The following is a 14,543-nucleotide window of genomic DNA, read 5'->3' as shown; positions in this document are numbered from 1 at the left end:
GAGCGGGACATGACGGCGGGACGAAGCGTCACGGTCGACGGCACGCTGCGGCGCAGCGCCCGGCGCACCCCGGCGCGGGCGGCGATCCACTACGGCGACCGGTCCTGGACCTACGCGGAACTGGACGACGCCGTCTCGCGCGCCGCCCGCGTCCTGCGGGAGGCCGGGCTCGCCCCCGGCGACCGGGTCGGCGCCCTGGGCCACAACTCCGACGCCTACCTGATCGCCTTCCTGGCCTGCGCCCGCGCCGGACTGGTGCACGTGCCGGTGAACCAGAACCTGACCGGCGACGACCTGGCGTACATCGTCGAGCAGTCCGGCAGTTCCCTCGTCCTCGCGGACCCGGACCTCGCGGGGAACCTCCCGGACGGCGTACGGACGCTGCCGCTGCGCGACGCGGACGACTCGCTCCTCGCGAGGCTGGCCGCGGCCGAGCCGTACGACGGCGAGGAACCACGCGCCGAGGACCTGGTGCAACTGCTGTACACCTCCGGCACGACCGCGCTGCCCAAGGGCGCGATGATGACGCACCGCGCCCTGGTGCACGAGTACCTGAGCGCGATCACCGCCCTCGACCTCAGCGCGGGCGACCGGCCGGTGCACGCGCTGCCGCTCTACCACTCGGCGCAGATGCACGTCTTCCTGCTGCCCTACCTCGCCGTCGGCGCGGAGAACGTCATCCTGGACGCGCCCGACGGCGACCGGCTCTTCGATCTGATCGAGGCGGGCCGCGCCGACAGCCTCTTCGCGCCGCCCACCGTCTGGATCGGCCTCGCCAACCGCCCCGACTTCGCCACCCGTGACCTGAGCGGCCTGCGCAAGGCGTACTACGGCGCCTCGATCATGCCCGTACCCGTCCTGGAGCGCCTCAAGGAGCGGCTGCCGAAGCTCGCGTTCCACAACTGCTTCGGGCAGAGCGAGATCGGCCCGCTCGCCATGGTCCTCGGGCCCCACGAGCACAAGGGACGCATGGACTCGTGCGGGCGCCCGGTGCTGTTCGTGGAGGCGAGGCTCGTCGACGAGTCCGGCAACGACGTTCCCGACGGCCGGCCGGGCGAAATCGTCTACCGGTCACCGCAGTTGTGCGAGGGCTACTGGGACAGGCCGGAGGAGACGGCCGAGGCGTTCCGCGACGGCTGGTTCCACTCCGGGGACCTCGCGGTGCGGGACGCCGACGGGTACTTCACCATCGTCGACCGGGTCAAGGACGTCATCAACTCCGGTGGCGTACTGATCGCTTCCCGGCAGGTCGAGGACGCCCTCTACACCCACGAACAGGTCGCCGAGGCCGCGGTGATCGGGCTGCCCGACGAGCGGTGGATCGAGGCGGTCACCGCGGTCGTCGTAGCCCGCGGCGAGGTGACCGAGACCGAACTGATCGACCACGTGCGCGCGAAGCTACCGCACTTCAAGGCGCCGAAGCGGGTGCTGTTCGTCGACGAACTGCCGCGCAACGCGAGCGGGAAGATCCTCAAGCGGGAGCTGCGGGACCGGTTCGCCTCATGACGAGCGCTAGATGATCGATTCCAAGGGTTGGTGGGCGTAGCGGTTCCGGACCGCAGGGGTGGCGCGGCCCCATAGGCTGAGCCCCCGTCCGCACTGTCTGGGGGAGTAATGACCAGTAGGTTCACCGAGTTGGTTGTCGACTGCCACGATCCGGAGCGGCTCGCGGCCTTCTGGTGCGCGGTCCTGGGCTTCAAGGTGATCGACCGGAGCGAGGACAAGGTCGAGATCGGTTCCTGGGAGCCCACCGTCGAGGAGATCCGGGCCCGCCAGATGCCGCCCACCCTGCTCTTCATCCAGGTGCCCGAGGGCAAGACCGTGAAGAACCGGCTCCACCTGGACGTCAGCCCGATCGACGGCAGTACCGACGACGAGGTGGCCAGGCTGGTTGGCCTTGGCGCCACAAAGGCGGACGTGGGCCAGGGCCCCGGCCGGAGTTGGGTGGTCATGGCCGATCCCGAGGGCAACGAGTTCGACGTCGTGCGCACCCTGGCACCGCCCAATTAGATGATCACTTCCAAGGCTTAGTGGTCGGAGGCGGTCGGTGAGCGCAGGACGGGCTGTCGGCTCTGGTCGTTGTGCCGGATGGCGGTGGTCAGCGTGAGGATGCGCTGCATGATGCGGGCGCCGACGCCGGCAGGCGTGCGGCCGTGGTGCTGTTCGAGAGTCCAAGTCTGGCGTCACAACCGCACTTTGGGCTCCCTCATCTCATGCGCGCAGCCGACCCCTTGGAATCGGTCATCTAGGGTGCAACATGCCCTAACGCGGCCGCAGGTCCACGATCCGCCTGATCTTGCCCACCGACCGCTCCAGGGACTCCGGTTCGACGATCTCGACGCCCACCGAGACACCGATCCCGTCCTTCACGGCCGCCGCGATGGCGAGCGCCGCCGCCTCACGCTGCTCCGGAGTGGCGCCGGGACGGGCCTCGGCCCGTACCGTCAGCGCGTCGAGCCGGCCCTCGCGGGTGAGACGGACCTGGAAGTGCGGCGCGACGCCCGGGGTGCGCAGCACGATCTCCTCGATCTGTGTGGGGAAGAGGTTGACCCCGCGCAGGATGACCATGTCGTCGCTGCGCCCGGTGATCTTCTCGATGCGCCGGAAGACACGGGCCGTGCCGGGCAGCAGCCGGGTCAGATCCCGCGTCCGGTAGCGGATCACGGGCATGGCCTCCTTGGTGAGCGAGGTGAACACCAGCTCGCCCTCCGCACCGTCCGGCAGCACCTCGCCCGTGACCGGATCCACGACCTCGGGGTAGAAGTGGTCCTCCCACACATGGAGCCCGTCCTTGGTCTCGACGCACTCCTGGGCCACGCCCGGGCCGACGACCTCCGACAGGCCGTAGATGTCGACCGCCTCGATCCCGAACCGCTCCTCGATCTCGCGCCGCATCTCCTCGGTCCACGGCTCGGCTCCGAAGATGCCGACGCGCAGGGAGGTGGAGCGCGGATCGACCCCCTGGCGTTCGAACTCGTCCAGGAGGGTGAGCATGTACGAGGGAGTGATCATGATGACGCCGGGCCTGAGGTCCCGGATCAGCTGCACCTGACGGGCCGTCATGCCGCCGGATGCGGGGATCACCGTGCAGCCGAGGCGTTCGGCGCCGTAGTGGGCGCCGAGGCCGCCGGTGAACAGGCCGTAGCCGTACGCCACATGCACCGTGTCACCGGGCCGGCCGCCCGCCGCGCGGATGGAGCGGGCCACCATGTCCGCCCACATGGACAGGTCGTTGTCGGTGTACCCCACGACGGTGGGCCGTCCGGTGGTGCCGCTGGAGGCGTGGATGCGGCGGATCCGCTCCCTGGGGACGGCGAACATGCCGTACGGGTAGTGCGCACGGAGGTCCGCTTTCACGGTGAACGGGAACCCGGCGAGATCGGCGAGCGTCCGGCAGTCCTCCGGCCGCACCCCCGCCTTGTCGAAGGACTCCCGGTAGAAGGGCACGTTCTCGTAGGCATGCCGTAGTGAGGCCCGCAGCCGCTGTAGCTGCAGGGTCCGCAGCTCCTGGGCGTCGAGCCGTTCCCCCGCGTCCAGCAGGCCCTGCGCATACGCCATGGGACGCCTCCCTCACAATCCCGGCACACCGGCCAATCGGCCAACCGATCATTCGGTAGATGTCGAGGATCAGTAATCCAGCCCGTCCGGCCGGAGGCAAGAGGCCGGCGAAAACTTTCTTGCGGTGCGGACGGCCCCGCCTCGAAGATCAGGTGCATGCCGACCTTTGACGCGTACGACGGGACCCGACTCGCCTACCACCTGCGCGGACAGGGGGAACCGGTCGTCGTGCTGCCCGGAGGACCCATGCGGGCCTCGGCGTACCTGGGGGACCTCGGCGGGCTCGACAGCCGACGGCGGCTCGTGCTGCTCGATCTGCGCGGAACCGGGGACTCGACCGAGCCGGCCGACCCGGACACCTACCGCTGTGACCGGCTCGTCGACGACGTGGAGGCGCTGCGCGAGCACCTCGGCCTGGAGCGCATGGACCTCCTCGCGCACTCGGCGGGCGGCAGCCTCGCCCTCCTGTACGCGGCCAGGTTCCCGGAGCGCGTCGCGCGGCTGGCCCTGATCACCGTCACACCGTGGGCGCTCGGGATGCCCGCCACGGCCGAGGACCGGCTCGAGGCGGCACGGCTGCGCCGGGGCGAGCCCTGGTTCGAGGAAGCCTTCCCGGCCTTCGAGGCCTGGGTGAAGGGAGACGGCGACTTCGACCCGGTCTTCATCCCCTTCTTCTACGGGCGGTGGGACGCTGCCGCGCGGAAGCACGTGGCGGACCGGTCGGGGCAGGCCAACGACGCGGCGGCCGACGTCTTCCTCTCCGAGGCGGCCTTCGACCCGCCCGCCACCCTGACCGCGCTCGCCGGGCTGACCGCACCCGTTCTGGTCTACGCGGGCGAGCTCGACGGCGGACCCCGCCCCGAACTCGCCCGCCGCCTCACCGAGTTCCTCCCGCGCGCCGAGGCAGCGGTCCAGCCGGGCGCCGGGCACTACCCGTGGCTGGACGACCCCGGGCACTTCAGCACGCGGGTGGGCGCCTTCTTCGCGGGCTGAGCGGGCCGAGCCGGGCCGGCCGAGCGGGCGGGCTGATCGGGCTGATCGGGCTGAGCGGGCTGAGCGGGCTGAGCGGGCTGAGCGGGCAGGCTGGGCGATCCGATGCCGCTCGTCAGCCGCCCATGGGTGTCAGACGGGCCGCCGCCCGGGCCCGGGCCGCCTCCAGGACCGCCAGCAGAACCGCCTTGCTGGAGCTGCGGTCCCGGACGTCGCACAGGAGCACCGGTGTCGTCGCGTCCAGGTCCAGCGCCGCTCGCACCTGCTCCGCCGTGCAGTCCCGCCGCCCGTCGAAGCAGTTGACCCCGACCGCGAACGGGATCTCCCGCGCCTCGAAGAAGTCGATCGAGGCGAAGGAGGCGTCCAGGCGGCGCGTGTCGGCGAGGACCACCGCCGCCAGCGCGCCCGTCGCCAGGTCGTCCCACATGAACCAGAACCGGTCCTGCCCGGGCGTGCCGAACAGGTACAGCACCAGCTCCGGGGCGATCGTGATCCGGCCGAAGTCCATGGCGACCGTCGTCGACGACTTGCCCTCGACCCCGGTCAGGTCGTCGACCCCGAGGCTCGCCTCGGTCATGCGCTCCTCGGTCTCCAGCGGGGGCACCTCGCTCACCGAGCCCACCATGGTGGTCTTGCCCACGCCGAAGCCGCCCGCGATGAGGATCTTCAGCGCGGTGGGCATGACCGGATCAGAGCTGACGGATACCATCCATCACCCTTTCGATGATTTCCACACTCGGCTGGTCGTCCTGCCCGGGCGGCGACTGGACGATGATGAGCGAGGCGTTGAGCAGATCCCCGCAGAGGATCTTCACCACGCTCACGGGCAGGTCCAGGTGCGCGGCGATCTCGGCGACCGCCACCGCGCGGTCCCGGCACAGCTCGAGGATCTGGACCGACTCCGGCTCCAGGTACTCGTACTCGAACTCAGCCTCGGACCGCGAGACGACCAGCGTGATGAGTGTGAACGTGTGCTGACTGTGGCGGGTGCGCCCGCCCGTGATGGCGTACGGCCGTAAATGACGCCCGGCCTCCGCACCGTCGAGCCACCGCGGTTCACGCATCCTGAATAAGACCGCCGGAAGGTGTCTGGACGCGTGGCGCGGCGCTCATGTACTGGCCGACCTGCTTGACGAGTGTGCCCATCTCGAACGCCATCATGCCCACATCCACTTCCTCCGAGGCGATCGCGGCCAGCCGGGCGCCCCTGCCCGCGGCGGTGACGAACAGGAACGCCCTCTCCATCTGGATGACCGTCTGCTGGACCTCCCCGCCGTGGAAGTGGCGCGCGGCACCCCGGGCCAGGCTGTGCATGCCCGAACCCACCGCCGACAGGTGCTCGGCGTCGTCGCGGCGCAGGTCCTTCGACTTGCCGATGAGGAGGCCGTCCCCGGACAGCACGATGGCACAGCGGATCTCGGGGATCCGGTCCACCAGGCCGTCGAGGAGCCAGTCCAGCTGCGGACCGGGATGTACCTGCTCAGTCATTGGTTAACGTTCCCTCACAGTCGATTGGCACCGGGGTCCCTCGGATCCTGCGGCCGGCCGTCCGCGCCGGCCGGCCCGTCCGGGTCGGACATCCGGGCCCGCTTCAGCCCCTGCTGAATGGCGATCATCGCGCGCGCCGACGCCTCCGGGGAGATGACGTCGTTGTCCCCCTCGCCCTCGGGCCGGCCCTGGGTCTGTGCTGCCTCCCTGCGCAGTTGCTGCGCGAGGCTGGCCCCCCGGGTCCGCTGCGGCAGCACCGGGGGCGTCGTCAGCGGTCGCGCCGCATCGGATGCTGGCGCCGGCCCGGCGGGCGCGACGCGCCTCGCGCCGGGTTCACGTCCGGGCGGGGGCCCGCCGTGCGGCCGGTCCTGTCCCGACGGGGGGCCGGCCTGCGACCGGTGCTGTCCCGGCGGCGTCCCGGGCTGCTGCCGGCCGTACCCGGCCGACGGCCCGGAGTGCCGGGCCTGCTGCGGTCCCGAGTACGGGGCCGACGGCCCGGTGTGGTCGGCGGGCGGCCCGGCGTACCCGGACCGGGTGTCGGACGCCGTCTCGGACGTCGTCGCCCGGGGGGCCGGTGCCTGCGGGGACGACGCCCACGGGTCCGGCCCGGCAGGCGGTACGGGGTGTTCCGACACGGGCGGCAACAGACCTGCACCTCCGTACTCGGGAAAGCCGCTGTGGTCCGCGATGCGGGCGTGCGTGAGCACGTCCGCCCCGGCGCCCACCGGCGCCATCACGCTCCCGACCGCTCCCACGGCTGCGCCCGCGAGCGCCCTGTCCTCCGCCCGGGGTTCGCTCGCCAGGGCGCCGCCCGCCGCCGCGGCCGCCGACCTGAGCTGGTCGAGAACCGGCGACTGGAGCTCCTCCAACAGTTCCGAAGGCAGCAGGACGACGACGAGCGTGCCCCCGTAGACGGAGTCGCGCAGCTCCACCTTGATCTTGTGCCGCTCGGCGAGCCGGGCGACCACGAAGTGGCCGAGACGCGGGTCCTCGCCCAGGGACGTCATGTCCAGCTTGGGCGGGTGGGCGAGCAGTTCGTTGGCGTACGCCATCTTGTCCGCCGGCATGCCGAGTCCGTGGTCCTCGACATGGATGGCCAGCCCCTTGGCCACCTTCGTGGCGCTCACGAACACCTGGGTGTCCGGCGGGGAGAAGCTCGTGCCGTTCTCGATCAGCTCGGCGAGCAGGTGCGTGACGTCCGCGACGGCCCGGCCCGCCAGGGCGAGGCGCCGCTCCGCGGGCAGGTTCTTCACCTTCACGCGCGTGTACTGCTCGGTCTCCGCGACCGCGCTGCGCATCACGTCGGTGATGGAGACCGGCGCGGTCATCCGGCGGCTCGGCGGGGAACCGCTGAGGATCACCAGGTTCTCCGCGTGCCGCCGCACACGGGTCGCGAGGTGGTCGACCTTGAAGATGTCCTTCAGCAGGTCGGAGTCCTCGTGCTTGCGCTCCAGGTCGTCCAGGAGGGAGATCAGCCGGTGGATCAGGATCTGGGTGCGGCGGATGAGCTGTGCGAAGACCTTCTCGGTGCCCTCCCGGCCCCGCGACTGTCGCATCGCGGTGTCCGCGGCGACCCTGCCCAGCCGGTCGATGGCCCCGGCCAGCCTCTCCAGCTCGTCGCCGGCCTGGCGGTCCTGCGCGCCGAGGACGGCCGGGTCCACGTGCTCGCCGCGCTCGATGCGGGCCAGCAACTGGGGCAGCGCGCGGGACAGTTCCTCGGCCCGCGCCTCGAGTTCGGACACCCTGCCGAGCGTCGCGCGACGGGCGCGCAGCGCGAGCACCGCGCCCCCGGCCAGTGCGGCCAGGGTGGCGGCGGTGCCCAGGAGCATGCCGAGCAGCAGCTCGTCGGCCCGGTGCGAGGCGTCGTCCGCGAGCCCCCGCACCGAGTCCGCACCCAGCGACTGAAGATCCCCGAGGACACCGCTCGCGGTGTCGGGCCAGGCCGAGGTCCTCGAGGGCAGGGTGGTGCCCTGGGCGGCCGCCACGGAGTCACCGAGCGTCCCCAGCGTCGCCCACTGGGCGCCACCGGTGATCTGCGTGTAGCCGGCGGCCGCTCCGGCGGGCAGGTCACGGGCGGTCAGTCCCGCACGGAACTCCCGCTGGAGCGCCAGGTACTCCGCGAACTGGGCGCGGGTCGTCGCCGGGATGTGCCCGGTGGGCAGCACACCGGACAGCAGGGCGTCCTGACGCGAGAGCATCTCCGTGATCTGCATCAGGGAGACCGTGGCGGTGCCGCCCTGCGCGAGGGACCCGTTGTCGCTGCGGACGGCGGCGGTCACCAGCGACACGCCCTGGGCGATGGTGTCCGTGAAGTACTGGAAGGCGTCGGCGGTGGACAGGCTGCGGGCGTCGATCGCCTCGCGGCGGCCGGACAGCGCGGCCAGCGCGTCGTCGAGCGACTTCGCCGGGCGCCGCAGCGCCGAGGTGTCCGGGCCCGAGGCCCCGCGGTAGGCGGTGACGGCCGCGTCGGTCTTCTTGCGGGCGGCCTCGAGGTCACTGCGGGCGGCGTCGGTGCGGCCCGCCTGCCAGACGGCGGTCAGACGGCGCTCGTTCTGCAGCGCGGTGAGCACGGTCTGGGCCGGCCGGGCGACGGACGTGTCGTGGTCCGCGTCGGCCTGCAACTGGATGTGCTCGTCGACGAGACCGGCCGCCGTGTACCCCCACAGTCCGGTGAGACAGACGGCGGGCACGACGAAGGGCAGGACGAACGAGAATCGGAGAGATCTGCGCGGGACGGACCGATGACGCGTCCGCCGGTCGCGGGTGCCTGGCATCTGATTCCTCGTACGGCAGCGAAGCACTGGTTCGGTTGGGACGGTGCGAGTGCCGGACGGGTCCGGCGCGGCGGCTTGACCTCACCGTCATCGGAGTCGGCGATCAGGCTGAACCGTATCAGGATCATGCAGCAGCGTCAGCTTCCGCTTAAGGCAACTAACGGCTTTCATACGCCAGTTGACAGGCCCGTTCGCCGGTTTCGCTGCTGTCGCCGTCCGGGTGGACGCGGGGGGACACATTAGAGCAGAGCGAGAAGTTTCGGGGTGTACAGGGCTTCCGCCGTCTCGATTCCGGCCACCATGTCGAAGTAGATCGCGGTGAGTTCCGGATCTCTCTGTACGGCGCGCAGCAGGGACAAGCGCTGTTCGTGCGGTGTGAGTTGGGCCACGCCGAGGGTGGACTCGTAGCCCGGAGTGAGCACTTCGTCCCGTTCTTCGGCGAAATCCCGCAGGGCGGCGTCGAGTCCGGCCGGATCGCCGCCGAGCCGGCCGTCCAGTCGGCGTGTCAGGGCTTCGGCCTGGAGGAACGCGTCGCTGATCCCGCGCGCGGTGATGGAGTCCTTGTGGTGCCCCGCGTCGCCCACCAGGACCCAGCCGGGCCCGGTCGCCTGCCGGAAGAAGTTCCGCTGGTCACCCGTGCCGTGCAGCCGCTCCAGGGGCTCCTTGCCGGACAGCCGCTCGTACAGGCCGGGCGCGGTGGCGCGGATCTGTTCCAGGTAGGCCCGTCGGGCGTCGGTGCGGACCTCCTCGAAGCGGGACTGCGGGAAGTAGGCGAGGACCAGCGTCGCCGCGTCGTTGGTGGCCACGGCCGCCACCCAGCCGCCCGGCCGCTCGTACAGCTCCAGGCCGGTCGGGACGTCCGCCCAGTACGTGTAGTAGGCGCACGTCAGCCGGGGGCCCTCCACCGTGTACGGCGACTGCACGAGGCGGGCGACCGTGGAGCGCATGCCGTCCGCGCCGACCACCAGATGTGCGCGTTCGGTGAAGGAACGCCTCCCGGATCTCCCCTCCACCCCCACGACCCGGCCGCCGCCGTCGCGCAGCAGTCCGGTCACCCGGCAGTGGTGGCGCACCTCGACACCCGCCGCGTCCGCCGCCTCCACCAGAAGGGCGTCCAGGACGTGGCGCCGCGGCGCGAAGCCCGCCCGCTGTCCCTCCACGCCCCGGGCGCACCCTTCGAGGCGGATGTCGTCGACCTCGTAGACCGCGTGGTCCAGGGGCGGGCACCCCGAGGCGCGCACCGCGTCCAGCAGCCCCCAGCGGGCGAGCGTCGCCACCCCGGGCTGGTGGATGAGGTGGGTGGAGAGGGTGTCCGTGCCGGAGGGCGCCTTGTCGAGCAGGAGTACCCGGTACCCCGCGCGGGCGAGCAGCATGGCGGTGGGCGCACCGGCGCACCGGGCGCCAACCACGATGGCGTCGTACATGTGGGTTGCCTCACAACAGACGTCGGGGAAGGGGGCGTTGTGGTGCCGTTACCCGGACACGCGTGGTTCAGCGGGAGCGTCCGAGGTCGTCGAGCAGGGCCCGCCGGTCGATCTTGCCATTGGCGTTCAGCGGCAGTTGGTCGAGGACGGCGATCCGGCGGGGCAGCATGTACGGCGGCAGCCGCTCGCCCAGCGCCGCGAACAGCCCGTCGGAGGTGCAGCCGTCGCCGCTCACCGCGGCATGCAGCTCGGGCTCGCCGTCGGGCGCGGGCACCGCGAGGACGACCGCGTCGCGTACCGCCGGCTGCTGCCGCAGCATGGCCTCGATCTCCCCGAGTTCGATCCGATGACCGCGGATCTTCACCTGGTGGTCGGTGCGCCCGAGGTGGACCAGGTGCCCGTCCCGCATCGCGACCCGGTCCCCGGTCCGGTACCAGTGCCGGTCGGTGAGCGGCCCGTCACCGACGGGCCGTCCCTCCGGGTCCAGGAAGCGCCCGGCGTTGTTGGCCGGGTCCAGGTAGCCGGGGAACCGCAGCGGCCCGCGCACGCACAGCTCGCCGCTGTCCGATGGACGGCCGTCCTCGTCGATCAGCAGCAGGTCGAGGACCGGATAACCGGTGCCGATGGGAGCGGTGCCGTTCGGGGTGTCGGGCCACTGCGCCGGGTCGTCCGGGAACCGGTACGCCGTGCAGGAGATGGTGAGTTCGGTCGGCCCGTACAGCACCTCCAGGCGGCTGCCGGGAGCCGCGGTGCGCCACTGACGGGCCGCGTCGAGGGTCAGCGGTTCCCCGCCGAAGACGCTCCACCGCAGGGTGGGCATGCTGCCGGGTCGCAGGGTGCCGAGACGGGAGGCGAAGGAGATCAGCGACGGAACCGAGAACCAGTGGGTCAGGCGCAGGGAGTTGACGGTCTTCACCGGGGACAGCAGCTGGCTGCGGCGCGGTACCACGAGGGTGCCGCCGCCCGCCCAGGCGACGAACAGGTCGTGCACGGAGCCGTCGAAGGTCAGCTCGAAGGACTGCGAGAGCCGGCTGCCGGGTGCGATGTCGTACCGCGGAGCGACCTGGCCGAGGTAGGCCGCGATGCTGCGGTGCGGGATCGGCACGCCCTTGGGGGTGCCGGTCGACCCGGACGTGAAGATGATGTACGCGATGTCGTCGGGGCCCGCTGCCGGGTACGGCAGTCCGGGCGCGGGCTCCCTGGCCAGGGCCGCCAGCTCGTCGGGCCCCACGGTGAGGACGGGCACGCCCTGGTCGGTGCCCGCCCCGGCGGCGTCGGCCAGTACGACCTCCACCTCGGCGACCTTGACGATCTCGGCCGTGCGGGCCGAGGGGTGCTCGGGGTTGAGGGGGACGACGGTCGCGCCGGCCCGCAGGATCGCGAGGTAGCCGGCGTACGCGGTCACCGAACGGCTCGCCAGCAGGCCCACGCAGCGCGGCGGGGTGCCGCCGGCCGCGGACACCAGCTGGGCGGCCAGCCGTTCCGCCAGGTCGCGCAGGTCCGCGTAGCTGAGCCGGTCCTCGTCCACTTCCAGCGCGACGGCGTCCTCGCCGTAGATGTCGGCGGAGCGGGCGAACCAGGCGTAGGCGGTCTCCGGGTGGCTCATCGGGCGGCCGCCTCCAGGTCGCGCGTCCACCGGCGCAGCTCGCCCACGGTGCGCAGCCTGCCGAACTCCTCGGGGTCGACCTCCTGGCTGGACCTCTTGGTCAGCTCCACGATGATCCGCAGCTTCGCCAGGGAGTCGATGCCGATGTCGGTGAGCGTGGAGGCGTCGTCGAAGCCGGTGCGGGCGTGCTCGCGCAGCACCCAGGAGGCCAGGTCGCCACCGTCGTCGTCGTGCTCCTCGCCCGGCCAGTAGCGTTCGGTCTGCCACGGGTACGTGGGCAGCGGGACGAAGCGGCCCGGGCTCCCGAACACCGCCTCCCAGTCGACGTCCTCGCCCCGCCGGTAGCGCTCGGCGACGGCGGACAGCGGTCTTCCGCCCAGCCCCGGCGAGCCGGTCAGGGCGGCCACCAGCTCCTCGTGGCTGGCCCCGACGACCGCCATCCGGTGCTCGTGGTGCTGCCGCCGGGTGGCCGCGCTGTAGCAGATGTCCCGCACCGAGTACGCCGCTCCCGCGCCGCCGGGAGAGAGGTGGGCGGCGTACGACCGGGCGAGCGCCTCCAGGGCGGCGGCGCTGCGCGCGGAGAGCACCAGGACGTACGGCGCGGGGCGCGCGTCCCGGGCTGCGGGCGCCTGGGCTGGCGGGGTGCGGTGCGCGGCGGGTGCCTCGCCGGGGGCGGGGCTGCGGATCACCACATGCGCGTTGAGCGCCGAGGAGCCCTGCCCCGAGACGCCGGCGACGGCGGGGCGGCCCGTCTCGGGCAGGTCGACGAGGCCGCTCGGCACCACGAGCGGCAGCTCGTCCCAGGCCACCTCCGGGTTCGGCACCGACAGGTGCAGGCTGGCGGGAACCTGCCCGTGTTCCAGGCAGAGCACCGCCTTGATCAGCCCGGCCAGGCCGCCGGCGGCCTCCGCGTGCCCGATGTTCGTCTTGACGGAGCCGACGAGCAGGGGCCGTCCGGCCGGGCGGCCCTCGCCCAGGACGCGCCCCAGCGCGGTCAGTTCCACGGGGTCGAAGGAGGGGGAGCCGGACCCGTGCGCCTCGACGTAGTCGACGTCCGCGGGGTCGATCCCGGCGTCCTCGTACGCCCAGCGCAGCACCTCGATCTGGCCCTGGAGCGAGGGGTTGAGCACCGAGTCGCTGGTGCGGCCGTCGTTGCCGACGGCGCTGCCCTGGATGACGGCGCGGATGCGGTCGCCGTCGGCCAGCGCGTCCGCGAGGCGCTTGAGGACGACGACCGCGACCGCGTCGCTGGGGGCGTGGCCGTCGGCGCTCGCGTCACCGAACTTGCTGCGTCCGTCGGCGGCCATGCCGCCGGCCTGTGTCATCACCAGGCCTTCGTCGGGGCGGAGTTTGAGGTTCACGCCCGCGGCCAGGGCCAGCGGGATCTCCCGGGCGCGCAGGCTCTGCACGGCCTGGTGGACGGCGACCAGGGACGAGGAGCACGCGGTGTCCACGACGATGCTCGGGCCGCGGAAGTCGAAGGTGTGGGAGACCCGGGCGGGCAGCAGCGAACGGAAGTTGTTCAGCTGTGCGGCGGTGGCGCCGTCGGGACCCTGGCGCAGGGCCAACTCCAGGTAGTCCGCACGGGCGTTGCCCACGAACACCCCGGTGCGGCTGCCGGCCAGCAGGTCGGGCCGCTGCCCCGCGTCCTCCAGCGCCTCCCAGGACGTCATCAGCAACAGCCGCTGCTGCGGGTCGAGTTCGACCGCCTCGGTGGCGGACATCCCGAAGAACCCGGCGTCGAAGTCGGCGATGCCGTCCACGTAGCCCGCGCGGCGGCTGGCTATGCGGCCCGGTCCGGGGGCGGGGGAGTGCAGGGCGTCCACGTCGTAACGTTCCGGAGGAGTCTCACTGGTGGCGTCCGCACCGTCCCTCAACAGGGCCCACAGCGCGTCGGCCCCCGACGCGCCGGGAAGCCGGCAGGCCATGCCGATCACCGCCACCGCCCGGGCGTCCGCGTCCGACCTGTTCATGACGTTGCTCCTTCGATGTTCGCCACTGTCCGTAGGAGATGGCGCAGTTGACCTTGCCGCATGATCTTGTGCGTGCTGAGGCGGCATCACGGCATTACCGAGCGCGGCGCGGTGGACGCAACGGGGCGTCCGGCACGCCGCTGTACCGCCAGGCCCCCGGTCCCGGGCGGAAGGGACGGTCCGGTCAGGGACCCGGTACGCCGTCGTACCGGGGCCCGTTCGTCGGGCGGGAGAGGTGCTGGAGCAGGTCGGCGCCCCCTCGTCGGGGCGGGACGGCGGGCCGTCGGGAGCGGCATGGATCTTGGCGGGAAACCGCGCTCCGCGCCCTGGCCGAAACGGCGCCGGCACTCGCTTCCATGACGGGCGGTTCGCAGCTCGCACCCAACTTGCCCCACGCTGCCGTGCCCTCTCTCGCAGGTGCATCGCACAAACCCATTACACACGGGCCGCACCAGCGGCGACATGTCCCGTCCGTCACAGCCCATAGAAATCCGAACCAAAGTTCGACCGCCAGAGGGGAGTTCGGACAGAATGCGCCGACGTCGAAAACCAGCCCGCCGCAACGATTGTCGTATGGCGGATCGTTTCCGCTCGATGGACGCCCGAGGAATGGCGGGAAGTGATCGCCGGAGGTTGAAACCTGGAAATATTTGGACAGAATCCCAGTTTGGGCATCTGTGCGCTCCCGCGTGAGCCCGCGCTTCGCCGAGGCACCCGGATCAAGTGCCGT

Annotated in this window: 11 protein-coding genes and 1 pseudogene; 3 read left to right on the top strand and 9 right to left on the bottom strand. The window is 72.0% G+C overall.

What is annotated here, in order from left to right:
• Positions 1 to 9: 9 nt before the first annotated feature.
• Both ACZ4SW_RS10165 and ACZ4SW_RS10160 read left to right on the top strand, forming a co-directional pair.
• Positions 10 to 1,506, top strand: coding sequence for an acyl-CoA synthetase (locus ACZ4SW_RS10165; protein WP_468240455.1), 1,497 nt, complete (start codon positions 10 to 12; stop codon positions 1,504 to 1,506).
• Positions 1,507 to 1,614: 108 nt separating this feature from the next.
• Positions 1,615 to 2,010, top strand: coding sequence for a VOC family protein (locus ACZ4SW_RS10160; RefSeq protein WP_468240453.1), 396 nt, complete (start codon positions 1,615 to 1,617; stop codon positions 2,008 to 2,010).
• A 17-nt stretch (positions 2,011 to 2,027) separates the two neighbouring features.
• Here ACZ4SW_RS10160 and ACZ4SW_RS10155 read toward each other — a convergent pair.
• A pseudogene (locus tag ACZ4SW_RS10155) lies at positions 2,028 to 2,168 on the bottom strand (IS982 family transposase); the annotation flags it as partial.
• A 94-nt stretch (positions 2,169 to 2,262) separates the two neighbouring features.
• Positions 2,263 to 3,558, bottom strand: coding sequence for a phenylacetate--CoA ligase PaaK (gene paaK, locus ACZ4SW_RS10150; protein ID WP_468240450.1), 1,296 nt, complete (start codon positions 3,556 to 3,558; stop codon positions 2,263 to 2,265).
• Positions 3,559 to 3,714: 156 nt separating this feature from the next.
• Here paaK and ACZ4SW_RS10145 point away from each other — a divergent pair, with 156 nt between their 5' ends.
• Positions 3,715 to 4,551, top strand: a complete 837-nt coding sequence (locus ACZ4SW_RS10145) for an alpha/beta fold hydrolase (protein ID WP_468240448.1) — start codon at positions 3,715 to 3,717, stop codon at positions 4,549 to 4,551.
• A 112-nt stretch (positions 4,552 to 4,663) separates the two neighbouring features.
• Here the strand turns inward: ACZ4SW_RS10145 and ACZ4SW_RS10140 are convergent, their stop codons facing one another.
• From ACZ4SW_RS10140 to ACZ4SW_RS10110, 7 genes are all read right to left on the bottom strand, one after another.
• On the bottom strand, positions 4,664 to 5,257 hold the full coding sequence (locus ACZ4SW_RS10140) for a GTP-binding protein (protein ID WP_468240446.1): 594 nt from the start codon (positions 5,255 to 5,257) through the stop codon (positions 4,664 to 4,666).
• Positions 5,238 to 5,612 carry a DUF742 domain-containing protein gene (locus tag ACZ4SW_RS10135; RefSeq protein WP_468240443.1) on the bottom strand — a complete coding sequence of 125 codons (375 nt, stop codon included), beginning with the start codon at positions 5,610 to 5,612 and terminating at the stop codon, positions 5,238 to 5,240. Before ACZ4SW_RS10135 ends, ACZ4SW_RS10140 begins: the two co-directional genes overlap by 20 nt.
• Positions 5,605 to 6,036 (bottom strand): roadblock/LC7 domain-containing protein, encoded by a 432-nt coding sequence (locus tag ACZ4SW_RS10130; protein ID WP_103844764.1) that lies wholly within the window; start codon positions 6,034 to 6,036, stop codon positions 5,605 to 5,607. The genes ACZ4SW_RS10135 and ACZ4SW_RS10130 overlap by 8 nt, the downstream gene beginning before the upstream one ends.
• Before the next feature lie 14 nt (positions 6,037 to 6,050).
• Complete coding sequence (locus ACZ4SW_RS10125; RefSeq protein ID WP_468240441.1) at positions 6,051 to 8,810, bottom strand: sensor histidine kinase; 2,760 nt, start codon at positions 8,808 to 8,810, stop codon at positions 6,051 to 6,053.
• Positions 8,811 to 9,049: 239 nt separating this feature from the next.
• On the bottom strand, positions 9,050 to 10,234 hold the full coding sequence (locus tag ACZ4SW_RS10120; RefSeq protein WP_468240438.1) for an FAD-dependent oxidoreductase: 1,185 nt from the start codon (positions 10,232 to 10,234) through the stop codon (positions 9,050 to 9,052).
• 67 nt (positions 10,235 to 10,301) lie between these two features.
• A complete protein-coding gene (locus ACZ4SW_RS10115; RefSeq protein WP_468240436.1) occupies positions 10,302 to 11,840 on the bottom strand; it encodes an amino acid adenylation domain-containing protein in 1,539 nt (512 codons plus the stop codon).
• Entirely contained in the window at positions 11,837 to 13,813 is a 1,977-nt protein-coding gene (locus tag ACZ4SW_RS10110; RefSeq protein ID WP_468240433.1) for a beta-ketoacyl synthase N-terminal-like domain-containing protein, read from the bottom strand. The genes ACZ4SW_RS10115 and ACZ4SW_RS10110 overlap by 4 nt, the downstream gene beginning before the upstream one ends.
• Positions 13,814 to 14,543: the final 730 nt, after the last annotated feature.

The sequence above is a fragment of the Streptomyces sp. NPDC028331 genome (assembly GCF_055565775.1).
This window is presented reverse-complemented; position numbering and strand designations above follow the sequence as displayed.

What these genes read in the sequence shown, in the direction of transcription:
- ACZ4SW_RS10165 (WP_468240455.1), top strand. Translation starts at nt 10, where the DNA reads ATGACGGCGGGACGAAGCGTCACGGTCGACGGCACGCTGCGGCGCAGC.
- ACZ4SW_RS10160 (WP_468240453.1), top strand. Translation starts at nt 1,615, where the DNA reads ATGACCAGTAGGTTCACCGAGTTGGTTGTCGACTGCCACGATCCGGAG.
- paaK (WP_468240450.1), bottom strand. Translation starts at nt 3,558, where the DNA reads ATGGCGTATGCGCAGGGCCTGCTGGACGCGGGGGAACGGCTCGACGCC.
- ACZ4SW_RS10145 (WP_468240448.1), top strand. Translation starts at nt 3,715, where the DNA reads ATGCCGACCTTTGACGCGTACGACGGGACCCGACTCGCCTACCACCTG.
- ACZ4SW_RS10140 (WP_468240446.1), bottom strand. Translation starts at nt 5,257, where the DNA reads ATGGTATCCGTCAGCTCTGATCCGGTCATGCCCACCGCGCTGAAGATC.
- ACZ4SW_RS10135 (WP_468240443.1), bottom strand. Translation starts at nt 5,612, where the DNA reads ATGCGTGAACCGCGGTGGCTCGACGGTGCGGAGGCCGGGCGTCATTTA.
- ACZ4SW_RS10130 (WP_103844764.1), bottom strand. Translation starts at nt 6,036, where the DNA reads ATGACTGAGCAGGTACATCCCGGTCCGCAGCTGGACTGGCTCCTCGAC.
- ACZ4SW_RS10125 (WP_468240441.1), bottom strand. Translation starts at nt 8,810, where the DNA reads ATGCCAGGCACCCGCGACCGGCGGACGCGTCATCGGTCCGTCCCGCGC.
- ACZ4SW_RS10120 (WP_468240438.1), bottom strand. Translation starts at nt 10,234, where the DNA reads ATGTACGACGCCATCGTGGTTGGCGCCCGGTGCGCCGGTGCGCCCACC.
- ACZ4SW_RS10115 (WP_468240436.1), bottom strand. Translation starts at nt 11,840, where the DNA reads ATGAGCCACCCGGAGACCGCCTACGCCTGGTTCGCCCGCTCCGCCGAC.
- ACZ4SW_RS10110 (WP_468240433.1), bottom strand. Translation starts at nt 13,813, where the DNA reads ATGAACAGGTCGGACGCGGACGCCCGGGCGGTGGCGGTGATCGGCATG.